Source organism: Streptomyces sp. NPDC016640, assembly GCF_043076215.1.
GTDB lineage: Bacteria > Actinomycetota > Actinomycetes > Streptomycetales > Streptomycetaceae > Streptomyces.
In genome coordinates, this window is record NZ_JBIBRG010000008.1 from 145,691 (window position 1) to 161,324 (window position 15,634).

A 15,634-nucleotide genomic window follows, 5' to 3' on the forward strand; every position below is an offset into this window, starting at 1 on the left:
GCAAACAGCCCGGGTATCACCGTTCCGGGCAGTGGACGGGGCGTCGGCTGCCGAAGCGGACGAGGGGTTGTTGGGTATGGCGTGCTGGTACGAAGGGCCGCTGGCGGCCTTCGACACGGAGACGACGGGTGTGGACGTCGAGACCGACCGGATCGTGTCGGCCGCTCTCGTCGTCCAGGACGCCCCGGACACCCGGCCGCGGGTCACCCGCTGGCTGGTGAACCCGGGGGTGCCGGTGCCCGCCGCGGCGACGGAGGTGCACGGGCTGACGGAGGAGCATCTGCAGCACAACGGCCGCTGGCCGGCGCCGGTGATGTACGAGATCGCGGAGGCACTGGCCGAGCAGGCCCGGGTGGGCCGCCCGGTGGTGGTGATGAACGCGCCGTTCGATCTCACCCTGCTGGACCGGGAGTTGCGGCGTCACCGGGCGTCGTCGCTGGGCAGCCGGTTCGAGCGGACGCCGCTGCTGGTGCTGGACCCGCGGGTGCTCGACAAGCATCTGGACCGCTACCGCAAGGGCCGCCGCACCCTGACCGATCTGTGCGCGCACTACGGCGTCGCGCTGGAGGGGGCGCACGACGCGGCGGCGGACGCGGCGGCGGCGCTGGAGGTCACCCGGGCGGTCGGGCGCCGTTTCGCGTCCCGGCTGGAGCGGCTGTCCCCGGGTGAGCTGCACGCCTTGCAGGCGGTGTGGCACGCGGCGCAGGCCCGGGGGCTCCAGGCGTGGCTTGCGCGCACGGGTGTGGAGGAGACGGTGGATCCGGCCTGGCCGCTGCGTCCGGATCTGCCGGCGGCGGCGTGAGCGGCGCTCGCGGGAGACACAACGAAGCCGGTCCGCCTGGGGCGGACCGGCTCTCCCGGTGGGCGATACTGGGTTCGAACCAGTGACCTCTTCGGTGTGAACGAAGCGCTCTCCCACTGAGCTAATCGCCCGGGAACGCACTGAACGATACAGGTCCGGTGACGCTTCCTTCAAACCGCTTCCAGGCGGGCGGACAGTCCCCGTCGTCCCGAGCGCATCATCAGCGCGTGGTTGAGGCGGAAGAGGGGCCGTCCCGGCACGGCGAGCCGGCGCATCAGCGGTTTGCCGACGTCCACCTCCTGGTCGTAGCGGGCGAGGCAGCCGCCCGCCGCCCGTGCGGTGACGGTCCAGCGGGCCCGGCCGTCGAGGTCGCCGAGGAGGGCGACCTCGAGCACTCCGGCCGCCGGATCGCGCCGCGTCTCCCGCAGGGTGAAGACCAGGTCGTACGGGAGGAGGGAGCGGATCCGGACGGTGCCGCGGGTGTCGTCGAGCCGGGTGACCCCACGCACCTGGGGCCACCACAGGGGGTAGTCCTCGATCCGCTCCAGCGCCCGGTAGGCCACCGGTGCGGGTGCGGGCAGGCTCCACAGACTGAGGAAACGGTAGTGGTTCCAGTCCATGTACGCAGTGTGCCCGCCCGCGCCCGGGTCGTGCCTACGGCATCCGGTCCCCCAGCAGCGCCGGGTTCCCGATGGCGGCGAGGCCGTGGAGCGCGGTGCCGCTGGTGGAGACCCAGGTGGCCTCGCCGCCCGCGACCAGCGCCGTCGGGCCGCTCACCCGTTCCGTCTTCCCGGGCGCGGACTCCTTGTGGCCGTCGGAGTCGTGGAACGTGTCCCAGGCCCTCCTGGCCGGCTTCCCGTCGCCGGTCCGCGGCGGCGTAGCCGCCGACGTCGTGGCGCCACCGGTGCCGGACGGTGTCGTAGGTGTGCATGATGTCGCCGTAGTCCCGGAAGCCGTACCAACGGCGCATCTCCACCTGGTCCTTGTCGGAGGTGAAGAGGAAGTCGAGGTTGTCCTCACGACGGCGCGGACCGGGCCCTCCTGCCCGACGGTGACCGCGGCGACGGCGCCGTCGAAGCGCTCCGTCCTCACCGTGCCCTGGTCGCCGTCGCCGTCCGCGTACCCGGACTGGCGCAGCACGACGTGGCGGCCGTCGCGGGCGATCTCGGTGGAGCCGCGGGTGACCGACTTGACGAGGGCGGTGCCGGAGGTGCCGATCCTCGCGGTGATGACGCCGGTGGAGACGTCGATGGTGCCGCCGCGCCTGTCGACGGTGACCTCCTTCTCCGGTGCGGCGGGTGTTCCCGGGGTCAGGGCCGGCGGTGCCGGTACCGCTCCTCCACGGCGACGGCCGCCGCCGCGACGGTCCCGAGGACGGGGACCGCCAGCGGCGCGCTGAACCAGGCGGAGCAGGCCACCACGGCCAGTCCGCCGATGACCAGGAAGGACCCGGCGGGGTCGAGGACGGTGTGGCGGCCGGCCCGTGCGAGCAGGGCCCGCCAGGAGGCGCCGGGCCGCCAGAGCGCCGCCGCGCGGAGCAGCGCGGCCGTCGCGCCGATGAGGGCGAGCACTCCGACGGCACCCGCGAACCGCCCTCCGGGCAGACCGGCCCGTACGGCCCGCAGGTCGAACCAGACGGCGGCGACGGCCGCCCATCCGGCGAGCCCGACGATCCAGCCCCCGTGCACCGCCGACCGGAAGTCGGCCGCGAACTCCCGCCATCCGCCCTGCTCGTGGGCGAGGTGCCGCCCGAGGTGCCGGGCGCCGGCCGCGAGGGCGGCGGGGTAGGTGACCAGCGGGAGTGCGGCCAGCGCGATCCACACGCCGGTCAGCAGGCACTCGGCGAAGAGGGCGAATCTCCCCCAGAACCTCGGCTCGGTGCGCGTGAGGGACATCGTCGTTCACTCAGCCCTTCAGTCCGGACGTGGCCATGCCGTCGATCAGATGGCGCTGGAAGGCCAGGAAGAAGGCCAGGACCGGCAGCAGGGCGACCAGCGACATGGCGATCATGCCGCCGTGGTTCGCCAGGGCCTCCTGGTCGACGAACATCTTCAGACCGAGGGAGACCGTGTACTTGCCGGGCTCGTTGAGGTAGATCAGCGGGCCCATGAAGTCGTTCCAGGCGTTGATGAAGGTGAAGATGGCGCTGGTGATCAGTGCCGGGCGGGACAGCGGCAGCACGATCGACCAGTAGATGCGGAAGTGCCCGCAGCCGTCGAGCCGGGCCGCCTCGTCGAGTTCCCCGGGCAGGTTGCGCATGAACTGCACCATCAGGAAGACGAAGAACGCCTCCGTGGCCAGGTACTTCCCGAGCAGGAGCGGGGTGTACGTGTTGATCATTTCCATGGTGCGGAACAGCGCGTACTGCGGGATCAGCAGCACGTGGTACGGCAGCAGCAGCGTGCCGATCATCAGCGTGAACAGCAGGTTGCGCCCGGCGAACCCGATCTTCGCGAAGGCGTACGCGGCCAGCGAGCAGGAGATCAGAATGCCGATCACCGAACCGACCGCGAGGAGGAGCGAGTTGAGGAAGAAGGTGGAGATCGGGATGTCCGCGATGCCGTCGGCGAGGCTGGTGTAGTTGGAGACGCTCGGGTCGGCCGGGAAGAGGTCCGGGCTGCCGATGATGTCCTCGCTGCTCTTGAACGAGCCGCCGACGACCCAGAGCACGGGATAGAGGATCACCGCGAGAACGGCCAGCGACCCGAGGTGCCAGGCGAGCGATCCCGGCAGTCCGCGCCGCAGGGCCCTTCTCGGGGACGGGGCCGGCGCGATGCCGGTGACCGGAGGGGGCGTCCCCCGGTCGGGCGGGGTCGAGGGGTCGGGGGAGCTCATCGGCCGCCCTCCTCGTAGTGCACCCAGCGCTTCTGGGACCGGAACAGCACCGCCGTGACCAGGGCGACCGCGACCAGCAGCATCCAGGCCATGGCGGAGGCCAGGCCCATCCGGCTGTTCTCGAAGCCCTGGACGTAGAGGTAGCAGGTGTAGACCATCGTTCCGTCCGCCGGACCGCAGGCGTTGCCTCCGGCGCCGCCGCCGACGATGTAGGCCGAGCTGAAGATCTGGAACGAGTGGATCGTCTCCAGCAGGACGTTGAAGAACAGCACCGGGGAGATCATCGGCAGGGTGATGTTCCAGAACTGCCGCACCCTGCCCGCGCCGTCGACGTCCGCCGCCTCGTACAGCTCGCGCGGGACCTGCTTGAGGCCCGCCAGGAAGACGACCATGGGCGCGCCGAACTGCCACACGGTCAGCGCCACCAGGCTGTAGATGATCATGTCCGGGTCGCCGGTCCAGCCGCCGGCCTCCACACCGAAGAGCTTCTGCGTACGGTCGACGACCGCGTCGTCCGAGAAGATCGCCTTCCACACGATGGCGACGGACACGCTCGCGCCGATCAGCGACGGCGCGTAGAACGCGGCCCGGTAGAAGGCCTGTCCGCGCCGCTTCTGCGCCAGCAGCAGGGCCACCCCGAGGGCGGCGGCCAGCTTGACCGGCGTGCCGATGACGACGTACCGGAGCGTGACCTGTACCGAGTGGCGCCAGCGCGGGTCGGCGAACATCTCGGAGAAGTTGTCCAGGCCGATCCAGCGCGGCGCGTCGAACAGGTTGTAGTCGGTGAACGCGAAGTAGAGCGAGGCGGCCATGGGTCCCGCCGTCAGCAGCAGGAAACCGGCGATCCACGGGGACATGAACAGGTAGCCGGCCAGGTTCTCCCGGTGGCCCCGCCGCCTGGACGCGGCGGGGCCCGGGGACGTCACCGGAGCGTGCCGCGGCTCGGAGGGCTCCGTCGGGCCCTCCGTCGCAGGGGCGTGTGTCACGGCGCTTCCCATCAGCCGGCGAGAGCCGTCTTCGACTCGGTGAAGAACTGCTTGACGGCGTCGTCCACGGACCGCTCGCCGAGGGCCATCTCCTCGGCGATGCGCAGGAAGGCGGCCTCGCAGACGTCGGCGCCGTTCGGGTGCGGGGTGATGGTCTCCAGTACGCCCGACTCGACGAGGGACTCCTCGTAGGCGGCGATCGCCTGGTCGACCGGGTCGGCCGGCCGGTAGGCGTCGTACTGGGCCTGCGTCGCGGGCACGCCGCGGTCGTAGCCCATGATCTTTGCGACCTCGGGGTCGTGGACCATGAAATCGATGAACCGGGCGACTTCTTCCGGGTGTTCGGTGCGCTTGGACGCGCTCAGCATCAGGGAGCCGAGGTACTGGCCGGTCCGCTTGCCGTCCGTGGTGGGGACGGGGGCGAGGCCGTACTCGCTCCTGCCCTCCGAGGTGTAGCGGACGGTGAAGTTGTCCCAGGTGAACTCGCTGCCGGCGAGTTCCGCGGACAGGGCCGACTTGGGCTTGACCTGGACGACCTTCTTCGCGTCGGCGTACAGGCCGGTCCTCACGCCCTTCTCCGCCTTGGTCCACCACCCGGTGAGATCCGCCTCGGTGAAACCGAGTCCGTCCTCGGTGAAGAACGCCTTGCCGTTCTGACGCAGATACAGGTCGTAGAGGTACATCACGCCGTACATGCCGCTGTCGCCGGCGCGGCCCGCCCTGTCCCGGATCTTCGTCATGGCCTCGTCGAAGTCGTCCCAGGTCCAGCCCTGTTCGGGCTTGACGCCGGCCTTGGCGTAGACGGGTTTGTCGATGACGAGGGCCATCGAATTGGAACCCACGGGCACCCCGAGGAGTCTGCCGTCGATCTCGCCTAACTTCTCCAGGCCCGCCCGGAATCCGTCCATGGAGAGGTTGCCCGCCCCCACCTGCTCACCGAGATCGAGCAGCACATTCTTCGCGTCGTATTTACGGAGAAAGCCGATGGCATTCTGGAACACGTCCGGCGGATTCCCGCCCGAGGCCTGGGTGTTGAACTTCTTCCAGAAGTCGAGGTACGGCTGGAAGTCGGTCTTCACCTTGATCTTCGGGTACTTCTCCTCGAAGAGCGCGATGGTCTCGTTGATGCGCTCGGCCCGGTCCTCCGCGCCCCACCAGGAGTAACGGATCGTCACCGTCCCGTCCTCCGAGCCGGTGCCGCCACCGCAGGCGGTGGCCGTCGCGCCCAGCCCCGCCACGGCCAGCGAGGCGCCCGCCGCTTTGAGGATCGTCCGCCTTCCGGTCCACCCCTCCGCATTCCCGCCCTGCTGCATGTGAGCCTCCCCTCGACGTTCGCTTCCGTTCATGAATCGTTTCAAGCAAGCGCTTGCTGCCACAAGTTACGGAGGGCCCACGGGCACGTCAATGATTCGGACAGGAATCGATGGGCGCCCGGATCCGGCGACGGCGGTCGCGGCCCCGGCCGCCGATCCGGGCCCGGCGAGACACCCCCAGGCCGAAGCCCTGCGACCGGCCGGCCGAACACCGACGCGCCGGCCGGGACGGACACGGCGGAAGGTCACGGCTGGATGAAGGAGGCCGTAAGCGGAACGGCCCGGCGGGGCGAGGGGAGGCCCGTACGAGTCACGGGGCCCGTACACGCAACCGGGGCCGCGAAAGCGACCGGGCCCGCACGGCAAAGCGGCCCGGCTCACTGTTCGTGAGCCGGGCCGCCTGATGATCCGGTGGGCGATACTGGGTTCGAACCAGTGACCTCTTCGGTGTGAACGAAGCGCTCTCCCACTGAGCTAATCGCCCGGACGCAGGAAGAACATTACCCCATGTCAGGGGGTGCCCGTGACCAGCCGGGGAGCGGGGGCGGCGCCGCCCCCGCCGCGGATCACTGGTCCTTGATCTTCCAGGGCATCACCAGACCGAACTTCCACAGATAGACCGCCGCCAGCACCGCCACGATCACCAGGCCGACCGAGGTCAGGATGATGTTCCGGCGTCGCACCCGGGGATCCAGGGCGCGCTGCGCCGCCTCGGTGACCTTGCGTTTGGTCCAGCGCAGGACCAGCTGGGCCCAGACGAACTCGGTCGCCCAGATCGCCATGCCGCAGAAGATCACGACCCAGCCCGGCCCGGGCAGCGGCAGCATGATGATGCCGGTCACCACGACCGCGAGGCCGACTATGAAGACGCCGACCTGCCAGCTCACGTGCAGCGCGCGGCGCGCCTTGATGAATTCCGGTGCCCGCGAGCCGAGAGCTCGCCCGTCCCGGCTCTCGCTCTCGTCCATGGACGCCCCATGGGCCGTCACCGCGGCCTCGCCAGGACTGCTACTCCCCGTGTTCATACAGCCAAACACTACCCGAGCGAAACAGATCACCGGAATGGGCGCACACCGCGAACGATCTTTCGGCCGGAAGAGTTACATAAACACACCCAAACCACGCAGAGGGGTTTACAACGGCACCGTAGGTGGCATGTCGATTTCGCCGACGTGCGAATCCCCGAGCGCACACTGAGCGAAAGGCCCTGGCGCTTATGAACACCACGGTCAGCTGCGAGCTGCACCTGCGCCTCGTTGTGTCGAGCGAGTCCTCCCTGCCTGTCCCCGCAGGCCTGCGGTACGACACGGCCGACCCCTACGCCGTGCACGCCACCTTCCACACCGGAGCCGAGGAAACCGTCGAGTGGGTGTTCGCCCGTGACCTCCTCGCCGAGGGACTTCACCGCCCCACGGGCACCGGCGACGTCCGCGTCTGGCCGTCGCGCAGCCACGGTCAGGGCGTCGTCTGCATCGCGCTGAGCTCGCCGGAGGGAGAGGCGCTGCTCGAGGCCCCGGCACGGGCTCTGGAATCCTTCCTGAAGCGCACCGACGCCGCCGTGCCGCCCGGCACGGAGCACCGGCACTTCGACCTCGACCAGGAGCTCTCCCACATCCTGGCGGAGAGCTAGGCGAGACCCACCAGACAGCCCGGCGCCGTCGACTCGGGGAGACGGCTCGGGCCCGGACAACCGCACACGGGCAGCCGTACGCGGCTCACACGCAACGGCGCCGACGCCGCGGGGTTCCGCGGGTCGGCGCCGTTGCGCCGGGCGCACGCCACGTCCCGCCTCCGGGATGTGCGGCGCCTGCCGCCCCCGGGGCGGGCGGGGCCGGTGACCGGGAACGGCGGAGGATGCTCCGGCGTTGTATTCGAAGTCATGTGCGGAGCGGGAAGGCGCGGTGCGCGCCGGAGCCACTACCATCGGCCAGCATCGGCGGGCGCCCGCCCGACCCCAGGCCAGGGAGCGAATGTGCTGATCACCCACGACACCCGGTGCGCACTCGACACCGTGGTGGATCTGGTGAACACCGCGCCGGAGGACGACACCACGCCGGACGGGTTGCCGGATGTCGCGGCTCTCGAGGTCTTCGTACGGCAGCACCAGGTCAGCGAGGTGGGGGTGCTCTCGGAATTCGATCTGGCAGCGGTGCGCAAGCTCCGCTCCCGGTTCGCGGCGGTCTTCGCCGCTCCGGACGCGCGCGGTGCCGCCGGGCTGATCAACGAGCTGATCGCGGCCGCGGGCACCACTCCCCGGCTCACCGACCACGACGGCTACGACTGGCATGTGCACTACTTCGCGCCCGGCGCCTCCGTGGCCGACCATCTGGCCGCCGACTGCGGGATGGCGCTGGCGTTCTTCGTGGTCGCCGGGGAGCAGGAGCGGCTGCGGCGCTGTGAGGCGCCGGACTGCCGGCACGCCTTCGTGGACCTCTCCCGCAATCGTTCGCGCCGCTACTGCGACAGCCGCACCTGCGGCAACCGCCTGCATGTCGCCGCCTACCGGGCGCGGCGCAAGGAGGCGGCGACGGGCTGACCGGCCCGCGGGAGTGGGGCCGCGGAGGGCCGGAGGACCGTTGGATGCCGTGCCGACGCGGCCCCGACGGGTGACGCCGGGTACCGCGGGTACGGTTCACAGCCACAGCAGGTCGTGCAGGGCAGCCGTGAGCAGCAGACACCCGATCACCGCAAGGAAGATCATCAGCGGTGGCTGGGAAAGGGCGAAGAGGCATCCGCGCGGCTCGTCCTGCTGCGGCGCGGCATCGCTCTGGGTCGTGTCCAGCATCTCGCGGCGATGATGACGCATCGGGAGCACCCGACGCGATCAGGACGCGGGGAAAGCATGCGAGTTCGCCGAATACGCGATCTACGGTTCGGGTTGTGACCGCTTCCGGGCGCTCCGGGACCCCCTGTGACGTATCTGCTGGTCCGCGCCGGTGCACCCGCGGCGCGGCACGGTCATATCCCGTGCTTCTTGAGGATGGCCTCGATGTCGCCGAAATCGTCCTCGCCGCGGGAGGCGGGCGCCGGCCGGGCCGCCGGACGGGACCCCTGGCCCAGGGAGGGCGCCGAGGCCCGCGGCGCCACCGCCTCGGGCGCCGCCGTCGCCCCGGCCGCCTTGCGTGCCCTGCGCGTGCCGCCGCGCCGCCGCTCCACCGCGCGTGTGGTCGCGAACAGCACCCAGGACAGGCCCAGCACGCCGAAGCCCGCCCAGGCCGTCGGACTGAAGGCGGTGCCGGCGAGCCAGTCCACGACGCCGGTCATCACCAGGCCGATCGGAACGAGCGCGTAGGCGGCGATGCGGGCCGCCGCGTGGAAGCGCTTGCGGTAGGCCGTGACCAGAGCGATGCCCAGGCCTGCCGCGGAGACGGCGGAGCAGACGGTCTCGGCAATCATCCGGTCCTCCAGGGCAGGTCGGGGTCGTGACGGGCGCTTCGTCCCTTCCATCCTGCACCCGCCGTACCTCCCCGGGCCATGCTCCGGCCGCACATCAGGGACATCTCCGGGTCGGGTCGTCCGCAGGTACCGGGGGACCGGGGTGCGGCTCCTCCTCACCCGCCGCCCGGGCCGCCCGTCCGGGGACCGTGCGAGGTCCGGTTGGGCGGTCCGGAGCGGGGCTGGAAGACTGTGGCCATGAGCGACTCCTCCCCCGCCCGCCCCGCCGCCCCCGTCCTGGACGTCTGGTGCGAGCTGCAGTGTCCGGACTGCCGAAGCGCCCTCGACGACCTCCGTGCCCTCGGGGCCCGCTACGGCGACCGCCTGGAGCTGCGGCTGCGGCACTTCCCGCTGGAGAAGCACAAGCACGCCTTCGCCGCGGCCCAGGCCGCCGAGGAGGCCCTGGAACAGGGGCGGGGCTGGCCGTACGTCGAGGCCGTGCTGGCCAGGGCCGAGGAGCTGGACCGCCGGGGAGAGGACCTCCTGATCGAGGTCGCCCGGGAACTCGGCCTGGACGCCGAGGAGTTCGACACCGCGCTGATCGACGGACGGCACATCCTGGTCGTGGACGCGGACCAGGCCGAGGGCAAGGCCATCGGGGTGACCGGCACCCCGACGTACGTCATCGGCGGCGAGCGTCTCGACGGGGGCAAGAGCCAGGAGGGCCTGCGCGAGCGCGTCGAGGAGATCGCCGACCGGCTGCTGGCCGGGCAGGAGCACTGATCCGGGGGCGGGTCCGGCCCGCGGCCCCGCCCCCGACGGCTACACCAGTGCCTTGTACATCACGTACCGCGTCGTGCCGTAGCCGAGCGAGTCGTAGAGGCGCTCGGCCGGGGTGTTGCCGGCGAACACGTTGAGGCCGATGGTCCGCTTGCCCGCGGTGATCGCCTGGGCCTCGGCGAGCAGCATGAGGGTGCGTCCGTGGCCGCGGCCGCGGTGGGCGGCACCGGTCTCGACGTCGAAGACGCAGGCCTGCTCACCGCGCACCGCCAGCCACAGGGTGCCCACGGGGGAACCCGCGTGTTCGAGGACGGTGAAGAGCATGCCCTCGGTGGCGCGGCCCTCGGCCAGCAGCACGGCGTGGTCCCTCGCCGCCTTGGCGCGCGCCTCGGCCTCCGGCACCCCGCGCCTGATCCACTCCCGCGCGTAGTCCCCGGCGGCCTTCTCCCGCCAGGACCGGAACTCGGCCTCGGTCATGGGGCGGGCCGCGCCGCCCTCCGGAAGAGCGGGAGGGGCGGCCCCGAGGGCCTTCTCCATGTTCCGGTTGCGCACGACGTAGCCGAGCGCCGTCGCGAGGTTCAGGGCGGTGCCGGAACCGGCGGGCACCGTCGCCTCGATACGGCGGCAGCCCCAGCCGCGCGCCACCTCCTCGGCGGCGAGCGCGGCCACCGTGCCCCGGCCGCGCCGGCGGTCCGGTTCCTCGATGCGCAGGCTCGTGATCCGGGCCACCGCGTCGCCGAAGGCGGGGTGCGTGCCGAGGTGTATCTCGCCGACCGGACGGCTGTTGACGCACACCCGGTAGCGGCGCGAGCGGGTGCCGTCGGCGTTCTGCTGAAGCGGCTCGGCCGGCCGCAGGGTCGTGGTCATCACGGGTGTTCTACCCGCTGCCGCACCCCGGATCAGCCGAATATCCGGACCGTCACGGATCGAGGTCGGCGCCCGCGCGCTCGTCGAAGATCCGCATGGCCTTGGCGGTCACCGGGCCGGGGGCGGGCAGTTCGCGGTCGTCGACGCGGTGCACCGCCTGTACGTCGCGCAGGGTCGAGGTGAGGAAGATCTCCTCCGCCCGCCGCAGGACGTCCAGCGGCAGGTCGGTCTCCTTCGCCCCGGACCACTCGGCCACGAGGGCGCGCGTGACGCCGGCGAGGCAGCCCGAGGCGAGCGGCGGGGTGTGGAGCTCGCCGTCGAGGACGACGAAGACGTTCGACCCGGTGCCCTCGCAGAGCTGCCCGACGGTGTTGCCGAACAGTGCCTCGGAGGCGCCGCGCTCGCGGGCGCGGGCGAGGGCGACGACGTTCTCGGCGTACGAGGTGGTCTTCAGGCCGGTCAGCGCGCCGCGCTCGTTGCGCGTCCAGGGGACGGTGACGACGGCGGTGGAGTCGGGGCGGCGGGCGGTCTCGCCGAGGGCGACCACGAGGGTCGGGCCGTGGTCGCCGCGGTCGGAGCCGAGCGGGCCGAGGCCGCCGGTGTAGGTGAGGCGCAGCCGGCCCAGGGGCATGGGGTTGGCCTCGAGGACGGCGGCGCAGGCGCGGCGGACCTCGTCGAGGTCGGGGTCGGGCAGGCCGAGGCCCCGGGCGGAGCGGGTCAGCCGGTCGAGATGCCGGGTGAGCGCGAACGGACGGCCGGCCGCGGCCTTCACCGTCTCGAAGATGCCGTCGCCCACGGTCAGTCCGTGGTCGAAGACGGAGACGCGGGCGGACTCGATGTCCTGCAGCCCGCCGTCGAGCCAGATCTTCACCTCGTGGTCCCTTCACTCACGTCGTACGTTCCCGACGCTACCGCGAGCAGCCGGGAGGCCTTCAGCTCGGTCTCCCGCCACTCCCCCTCGGGGTCGGAGCCCCAGGTGATCCCGGCGCCGGTGCCGAACCGCAGCACGGTGCCGCCGGCCGCGCCCCGGTCGATCCAGAAGGTGCGGATGCCCACCGCCAGCTCGGCGGTGCCGCGGTCGGCGTCGACCCAGCCGATGCCCCCGCAGTACGGACCGCGCGGTGCCGTCTCCAGCGCGTCGATGATCCGCAGGGCGCTCGACTTGGGCGCGCCGGTGACGGAGCCGGGCGGGAAGGCCGCCGCCAGGAGCTCCGGCCAGCCGGCGCCGGCCCGCAGTTCACCCCGCACGGTCGACACGAGGTGGACCAGGCCCGGGTGCTTCTCCACGGCGCACAGGTCGGGCACGGTGACCGTGCCGGTGGCGCAGACCCGTCCGATGTCGTTGCGGACCAGGTCGACGATCATCACGTTCTCGGCGTAGTCCTTCTCCAGGAGGTCCGACTCGGTGCGCCCGGTGCCCTTGATCGGCCCGGACTCCACGATCCGCCCGTCACGGCGCAGGAACAGCTCGGGCGACGCGGTGGCGACCTCCACTCCGCACCCGGGCAGGCGAATCGTTCCTGCATAGGGCGCGGGGTTGCCCCGGGCCAGCAGGGCGGTGAGGGCGTCCACGTCCGCGTCGTCCGGCACGGGCGCGGACAGGACGCGGCACAGGTTCGCCTGGTAGACCTCGCCGGCGGCTATGTGCCCGCGGATGCGGCGGACGGCCGCCGTGTACGCGGCGCGGTCCAGTGACGACGTCCAGTCACCGACGGCCGGCCCCCGCCAGCCGCCCGGCGCGGGCACCGGCCGTTCGCTCACGTCACGGAAGCGGGCGCAGGTCAAACGGCCCTCGAAGTCCGCGCAGACGGCCCAGAAACCCCGTGAGTCCAGGGCTGCCGGGTCGTCGGTGACGTCCAGGAGGCCGGTGGCGAGGCGGGCGCCGAAGCGGGCGAGAGGGAGGAGACCGGGCACGCGACGAGTCTATGGCGGGGGCACTTCGGACGACGCGGTCACGTCCGTCACGGCGCCGCGGGCCCGCCCCCGAGCAGGTGCAGCGCAGCACGCTGCACAAACGGGTTTTTGTACTGGCCCCGGAATCCGCTAGAGTTCAGTTCGTCGCCGGGACGCGCAAGCCGACCGAAACGACAGGCGGACGTAGCTCAGTTGGTAGAGCGCAACCTTGCCAAGGTTGAGGTCGCGAGTTCGAGCCTCGTCGTCCGCTCGCAGAAAGAGGGGCTTCACGGCCCCCCGCACTCCTGGTGGAGTGGCCGAGAGGCGAGGCAACGGCCTGCAAAGCCGTCTACACGGGTTCAAATCCCGTCTCCACCTCCAAGGACGATTAGCTCAGCGGGAGAGCGCTTCCCTGACACGGAAGAGGTCACTGGTTCAATCCCAGTATCGTCCACCGGATCTTCGGATCCCCCGCGCGATTAGCTCAGCGGGAGAGCGCTTCCCTGACACGGAAGAGGTCACTGGTTCAATCCCAGTATCGCGCACGCAGTGCCCATGATCCGCTCCTGGAGTGATCGTGGTCCCGAGGACGATTAGCTCAGCGGGAGAGCGCTTCCCTGACACGGAAGAGGTCACTGGTTCAATCCCAGTATCGTCCACACCACACCGGATCCCCCGGCCGCACCAGCGGCCGGGGGATCCGTCGTCCTCCCGGTCCTCAGGACGAGAAGAGCATGTGCCCGAAGCCCTTCTTGTTCCGGTGGTGACCGTGGTGGCCACCGTGCGGGGCGCCCCACGCGGGAGACTGCGGGGCCGCCGGGTACGCCTGGGGGGCCGCAGGGTACGCCTGCTGGGCAGCGGGCGGGGGCGGCGGTGCGGGCTGGGACCACTGGGCCTCCAGACGGGTCAGCGACTCCAGCTCGCCGTAGTCCAGGAAGATCCCCCGGCACCCGCTGCACTGCTCGATCTGAACGCCGTTGCGGTTGTAGGTGTGCATCGGCGCACGACACTTCGGACACTGCATGATGGTTCAACTCCTCGCCGGTCGGCCCTGCTTCACGTTCCGCCAGGACAGACTCCGTCCCGCTTCGGTCGGTTGCACCCTACGTCCCGGGGCCCCGGCCCTCCCAGGGCGGGGCCGTGACCATGCGCGCGCAGGCGTCGATCACGGACTGCTCCGGCTCGTCCGGCTGCCGCCCCTCCGTCACGGCCTTGGTGATCATCCGGGCGGCGGTCTGCACGGTCAGGGCACGGGCCGGGACGTCGAGCACGGCCCACGGGTCGGCGCCTGCCGGGACGGCCGGTCCGCCCGCGGCACGGTAGGCATCGAGGAACCGCTCCCACTCCGGCGCCGGCAGCAGGCCGCACGCGTACCAGGCCGCGGGACGCGCGAGGTCCCAGACGGGGTCGCCCACGCCCAGGTCGTCGACGTCTATCAGCCGCCAGCGACCGCCGGACAGGCGTACGAGCTGGCCCAGGTGGAGATCTCCGTGGCACAGGGTTCCGGTCTCGGGCATGGGCGCCTCGGCCCGGGCCCAGGCGGGCAGGGCGGCCCAGGCGCGCAGGACGGGGACGGCGGCGGGCGGGGGGTCGCCGAGGGCACGCAGACGGGTGACGGCGTGGGCGGCCCTGGCCGGGCCGCGCATGGCCGGGAGCCCGGCGGTGTCGACGGGCGTGCGGTGCAGCAGGGCGAGCAGGGCCGCGGCGGGTTCCCAGGGGGCGGCGTCCGGGTCGTCCGGGTCCACGGGAGTGCCGTACGGCCAGAAGGTCACCAGGCGGCCGTGCAGGGCGACCGGCGCGGGGCGGAGCGGGGGGACGAAGACGTCCGGTCGCCGCGCGGCGGCGGTGAGGCGGAGGGCCAGGTGGGCGGGGTCCGTGTCCGGGGCGTGGGCCTTGGCGACGGTGTCCGCGTGGCGTACGACGGTGGCGTCGGGCCGGTGGGCGAGCGTGCGGGTCGCTCCGCAGGGGCAGGCGGCGGTGCGGGTGTGGGCCATGCGCAGGGCGTGGGCCGTGAGTGCGGTGAGGAGGGGGTCGGGCGTCACTTGGCTCCCTGGCCGGGGGTGGGTCTCAGGGGAGCGTACGTGGAGGCGTGCGCGGGGTGGCCGGGGGCTCGGTGCCGGTGCGGGCCGAGGGGGCGGGGTGCGCGACCCGGCGCTTGCGGGAGGACGCGCCCGCCGGCGCCGCCCCGGGGGCACCTCACGAGCCTTCGGTGCGCGGGAGGAGGCACGGCCGCCCGCCGTGACACGGGGCGGGGCGTGCGAGGGCGCGGCGCAGGTGTCCGCGGTGTCCCACGGCATGGCAATGCCGGCGCAGCTCCCCAGCTGCGCCGGCATTTTCTGCCGTCCGCCGCACCCCCGTCCCCACGGGGTTTCATGGGTGGATGTCCCCACCCGGACCGCTCTTCCGGGCCTGGGGTCGCCGCTCAGCGCCCCAGCATCTCGCCCACGGACGACGCCTGTGTGGTCACCGTCTCCCACCCGTCGAAGACGAGGAGGAGCAGGACCGCCAGGGGAAGGGCCATCAGCGTCGCCACCAGCGGATGGCGGCGGCCCTCGCCGCGTTCCCGCGTGCGGATCAGTGTCCGCGGTGACGTGTGGGCCATGGCCCTCTCCTGACCGATTCCGTTGTTCCTGGCAGCGGCGGGCGTCTGACCTCGGGGGACGAGTGCTGCACCCGCCGCTTGACCTCAAATCTAGGGGCCGGGCGCTTTCGGCACGTCATGCCCTCGTACCCATTGCCGGGCCTCCCGGAGGATGAGCCGTGACCTGCTGCGTACTCCCCTG

Annotated in this window: 18 protein-coding genes, 7 tRNA genes and 2 pseudogenes; 9 read left to right on the top strand and 18 right to left on the bottom strand. The window is 71.9% G+C overall.

From position 1 onward, the window contains the following. Nucleotides 1-76: 76 nt before the first annotated feature. Nucleotides 77-802, top strand: a complete 726-nt coding sequence (locus ACF07S_RS18420) for a 3'-5' exonuclease (protein WP_391964463.1) — start codon at nt 77-79, stop codon at nt 800-802. Between the two features lie 59 nt (nt 803-861). Here ACF07S_RS18420 and ACF07S_RS18425 read toward each other — a convergent pair. The 10 genes and pseudogenes from ACF07S_RS18425 to ACF07S_RS18470 form a co-directional block, all read right to left on the bottom strand. Continuing rightward, nucleotides 862-933, bottom strand: a tRNA-Val gene (locus ACF07S_RS18425). Between the two features lie 39 nt (nt 934-972). Next, nucleotides 973-1,422 (bottom strand): SRPBCC family protein, encoded by a 450-nt coding sequence (locus tag ACF07S_RS18430; protein WP_391964464.1) that lies wholly within the window; start codon nt 1,420-1,422, stop codon nt 973-975. 34 nt (nt 1,423-1,456) lie between these two features. Then, nucleotides 1,457-1,616: pseudogene (locus tag ACF07S_RS18435) on the bottom strand (hypothetical protein); the annotation flags it as partial. Nucleotides 1,617-1,816: 200 nt separating this feature from the next. Then, a pseudogene (locus ACF07S_RS18440) lies at nt 1,817-2,116 on the bottom strand (Tat pathway signal sequence domain protein); the annotation flags it as partial. Further along, nucleotides 2,113-2,697, bottom strand: a complete 585-nt coding sequence (locus ACF07S_RS18445; RefSeq protein WP_391974594.1) for a hypothetical protein — start codon at nt 2,695-2,697, stop codon at nt 2,113-2,115. The gene ACF07S_RS18445 and the pseudogene ACF07S_RS18440, both read right to left, overlap by 4 nt. Nucleotides 2,698-2,707: 10 nt before the next feature. Further along, nucleotides 2,708-3,637 carry a carbohydrate ABC transporter permease gene (locus ACF07S_RS18450; RefSeq protein WP_391964466.1) on the bottom strand — a complete coding sequence of 310 codons (930 nt, stop codon included), beginning with the start codon at nt 3,635-3,637 and terminating at the stop codon, nt 2,708-2,710. Further along, the gene (locus tag ACF07S_RS18455; RefSeq protein WP_391974595.1) at nt 3,634-4,635 is read right to left on the bottom strand and encodes a carbohydrate ABC transporter permease; all 1,002 of its coding nucleotides are present in this window, start codon (nt 4,633-4,635) and stop codon (nt 3,634-3,636) included. The genes ACF07S_RS18450 and ACF07S_RS18455 overlap by 4 nt, the downstream gene beginning before the upstream one ends. Further along, on the bottom strand, nt 4,635-5,936 hold the full coding sequence (locus ACF07S_RS18460; RefSeq protein WP_391974596.1) for an ABC transporter substrate-binding protein: 1,302 nt from the start codon (nt 5,934-5,936) through the stop codon (nt 4,635-4,637). Before ACF07S_RS18460 ends, ACF07S_RS18455 begins: the two co-directional genes overlap by 1 nt. A gap of 412 nt (nt 5,937-6,348) precedes the next feature. Then, nucleotides 6,349-6,420: transfer RNA gene (locus ACF07S_RS18465), tRNA-Val, on the bottom strand. Between the two features lie 82 nt (nt 6,421-6,502). Continuing rightward, entirely contained in the window at nt 6,503-6,961 is a 459-nt protein-coding gene (locus ACF07S_RS18470) for a TIGR02611 family protein (RefSeq protein ID WP_391964469.1), read from the bottom strand. Nucleotides 6,962-7,152: 191 nt separating this feature from the next. Here ACF07S_RS18470 and ACF07S_RS18475 point away from each other — a divergent pair, with 191 nt between their 5' ends. Then, the gene (locus tag ACF07S_RS18475) at nt 7,153-7,566 is read left to right on the top strand and encodes an SsgA family sporulation/cell division regulator (protein WP_004002642.1); all 414 of its coding nucleotides are present in this window, start codon (nt 7,153-7,155) and stop codon (nt 7,564-7,566) included. 342 nt (nt 7,567-7,908) lie between these two features. Then, nucleotides 7,909-8,472: a CGNR zinc finger domain-containing protein gene (locus tag ACF07S_RS18480; RefSeq protein WP_391964471.1), complete on the top strand. Its 564-nt coding sequence runs from the start codon at nt 7,909-7,911 to the stop codon at nt 8,470-8,472. A gap of 96 nt (nt 8,473-8,568) precedes the next feature. Here the strand turns inward: ACF07S_RS18480 and ACF07S_RS18485 are convergent, their stop codons facing one another. Together ACF07S_RS18485 and ACF07S_RS18490 are read right to left on the bottom strand one after the other, a co-directional pair. Further along, entirely contained in the window at nt 8,569-8,721 is a 153-nt protein-coding gene (locus ACF07S_RS18485) for a hypothetical protein (protein ID WP_019523797.1), read from the bottom strand. A gap of 173 nt (nt 8,722-8,894) precedes the next feature. Next, complete coding sequence (locus ACF07S_RS18490; protein ID WP_391964472.1) at nt 8,895-9,332, bottom strand: hypothetical protein; 438 nt, start codon at nt 9,330-9,332, stop codon at nt 8,895-8,897. Nucleotides 9,333-9,569: 237 nt separating this feature from the next. On the opposite strand from ACF07S_RS18490, the gene ACF07S_RS18495 reads away from it, so the two are divergent. Continuing rightward, nucleotides 9,570-10,094, top strand: a complete 525-nt coding sequence (locus ACF07S_RS18495; RefSeq protein WP_391964473.1) for a DsbA family protein — start codon at nt 9,570-9,572, stop codon at nt 10,092-10,094. A 39-nt stretch (nt 10,095-10,133) separates the two neighbouring features. Here the strand turns inward: ACF07S_RS18495 and ACF07S_RS18500 are convergent, their stop codons facing one another. Genes ACF07S_RS18500 through ACF07S_RS18510 form a run of 3 tightly spaced genes read right to left on the bottom strand, consistent with a single transcriptional unit; the run spans nt 10,134 to nt 12,872 of the window. Next, on the bottom strand, nt 10,134-10,958 hold the full coding sequence (locus ACF07S_RS18500; protein ID WP_391964474.1) for a GNAT family N-acetyltransferase: 825 nt from the start codon (nt 10,956-10,958) through the stop codon (nt 10,134-10,136). Between the two features lie 52 nt (nt 10,959-11,010). Further along, nucleotides 11,011-11,829 carry an aminotransferase class IV gene (locus ACF07S_RS18505; RefSeq protein ID WP_391974597.1) on the bottom strand — a complete coding sequence of 273 codons (819 nt, stop codon included), beginning with the start codon at nt 11,827-11,829 and terminating at the stop codon, nt 11,011-11,013. Further along, the gene (locus ACF07S_RS18510) at nt 11,826-12,872 is read right to left on the bottom strand and encodes a chorismate-binding protein (RefSeq protein WP_391974598.1); all 1,047 of its coding nucleotides are present in this window, start codon (nt 12,870-12,872) and stop codon (nt 11,826-11,828) included. Before ACF07S_RS18510 ends, ACF07S_RS18505 begins: the two co-directional genes overlap by 4 nt. Nucleotides 12,873-13,049: 177 nt before the next feature. On the opposite strand from ACF07S_RS18510, the gene ACF07S_RS18515 reads away from it, so the two are divergent. The 5 genes from ACF07S_RS18515 (at nt 13,050) to ACF07S_RS18535 (ending at nt 13,510) form a co-directional block, all read left to right on the top strand. Then, nucleotides 13,050-13,122, top strand: a tRNA-Gly gene (locus tag ACF07S_RS18515). Nucleotides 13,123-13,158: 36 nt separating this feature from the next. After that, a tRNA-Cys gene (locus tag ACF07S_RS18520) sits at nt 13,159-13,232 on the top strand. 1 nt (nt 13,233) lies between these two features. Next, nucleotides 13,234-13,305: transfer RNA gene (locus ACF07S_RS18525), tRNA-Val, on the top strand. A 19-nt stretch (nt 13,306-13,324) separates the two neighbouring features. After that, nucleotides 13,325-13,396, top strand: a tRNA-Val gene (locus tag ACF07S_RS18530). Nucleotides 13,397-13,438: 42 nt separating this feature from the next. Further along, nucleotides 13,439-13,510, top strand: a tRNA-Val gene (locus ACF07S_RS18535). Between the two features lie 59 nt (nt 13,511-13,569). Here the strand turns inward: ACF07S_RS18535 and ACF07S_RS18540 are convergent. From ACF07S_RS18540 to ACF07S_RS18550, 3 genes are all read right to left on the bottom strand, one after another. After that, nucleotides 13,570-13,875, bottom strand: a complete 306-nt coding sequence (locus ACF07S_RS18540) for a zf-TFIIB domain-containing protein (RefSeq protein WP_391964477.1) — start codon at nt 13,873-13,875, stop codon at nt 13,570-13,572. 79 nt (nt 13,876-13,954) lie between these two features. Beyond that, complete coding sequence (locus ACF07S_RS18545; RefSeq protein WP_391964478.1) at nt 13,955-14,893, bottom strand: phosphotransferase; 939 nt, start codon at nt 14,891-14,893, stop codon at nt 13,955-13,957. Nucleotides 14,894-15,273: 380 nt separating this feature from the next. Further along, nucleotides 15,274-15,453: a hypothetical protein gene (locus tag ACF07S_RS18550; protein ID WP_391964479.1), complete on the bottom strand. Its 180-nt coding sequence runs from the start codon at nt 15,451-15,453 to the stop codon at nt 15,274-15,276. Between the last annotated feature and the right edge of the window lie 181 nt (nt 15,454-15,634).

Coding starts and splice junctions, on each gene's coding strand:
- ACF07S_RS18420 (WP_391964463.1), top strand. CDS start 77: ATGGCGTGCTGGTACGAAGGGCCGCTGGCGGCCTTCGACACGGAGACG.
- ACF07S_RS18430 (WP_391964464.1), bottom strand. CDS start 1,422: ATGGACTGGAACCACTACCGTTTCCTCAGTCTGTGGAGCCTGCCCGCA.
- ACF07S_RS18445 (WP_391974594.1), bottom strand. CDS start 2,697: ATGTCCCTCACGCGCACCGAGCCGAGGTTCTGGGGGAGATTCGCCCTC.
- ACF07S_RS18450 (WP_391964466.1), bottom strand. CDS start 3,637: ATGAGCTCCCCCGACCCCTCGACCCCGCCCGACCGGGGGACGCCCCCT.
- ACF07S_RS18455 (WP_391974595.1), bottom strand. CDS start 4,635: ATGGGAAGCGCCGTGACACACGCCCCTGCGACGGAGGGCCCGACGGAG.
- ACF07S_RS18460 (WP_391974596.1), bottom strand. CDS start 5,936: ATGCAGCAGGGCGGGAATGCGGAGGGGTGGACCGGAAGGCGGACGATC.
- ACF07S_RS18470 (WP_391964469.1), bottom strand. CDS start 6,961: ATGAACACGGGGAGTAGCAGTCCTGGCGAGGCCGCGGTGACGGCCCAT.
- ACF07S_RS18475 (WP_004002642.1), top strand. CDS start 7,153: ATGAACACCACGGTCAGCTGCGAGCTGCACCTGCGCCTCGTTGTGTCG.
- ACF07S_RS18485 (WP_019523797.1), bottom strand. CDS start 8,721: ATGCTGGACACGACCCAGAGCGATGCCGCGCCGCAGCAGGACGAGCCG.
- ACF07S_RS18490 (WP_391964472.1), bottom strand. CDS start 9,332: ATGATTGCCGAGACCGTCTGCTCCGCCGTCTCCGCGGCAGGCCTGGGC.
- ACF07S_RS18495 (WP_391964473.1), top strand. CDS start 9,570: ATGAGCGACTCCTCCCCCGCCCGCCCCGCCGCCCCCGTCCTGGACGTC.
- ACF07S_RS18500 (WP_391964474.1), bottom strand. CDS start 10,958: ATGACCACGACCCTGCGGCCGGCCGAGCCGCTTCAGCAGAACGCCGAC.
- ACF07S_RS18540 (WP_391964477.1), bottom strand. CDS start 13,875: ATGCAGTGTCCGAAGTGTCGTGCGCCGATGCACACCTACAACCGCAAC.
- ACF07S_RS18550 (WP_391964479.1), bottom strand. CDS start 15,453: ATGGCCCACACGTCACCGCGGACACTGATCCGCACGCGGGAACGCGGC.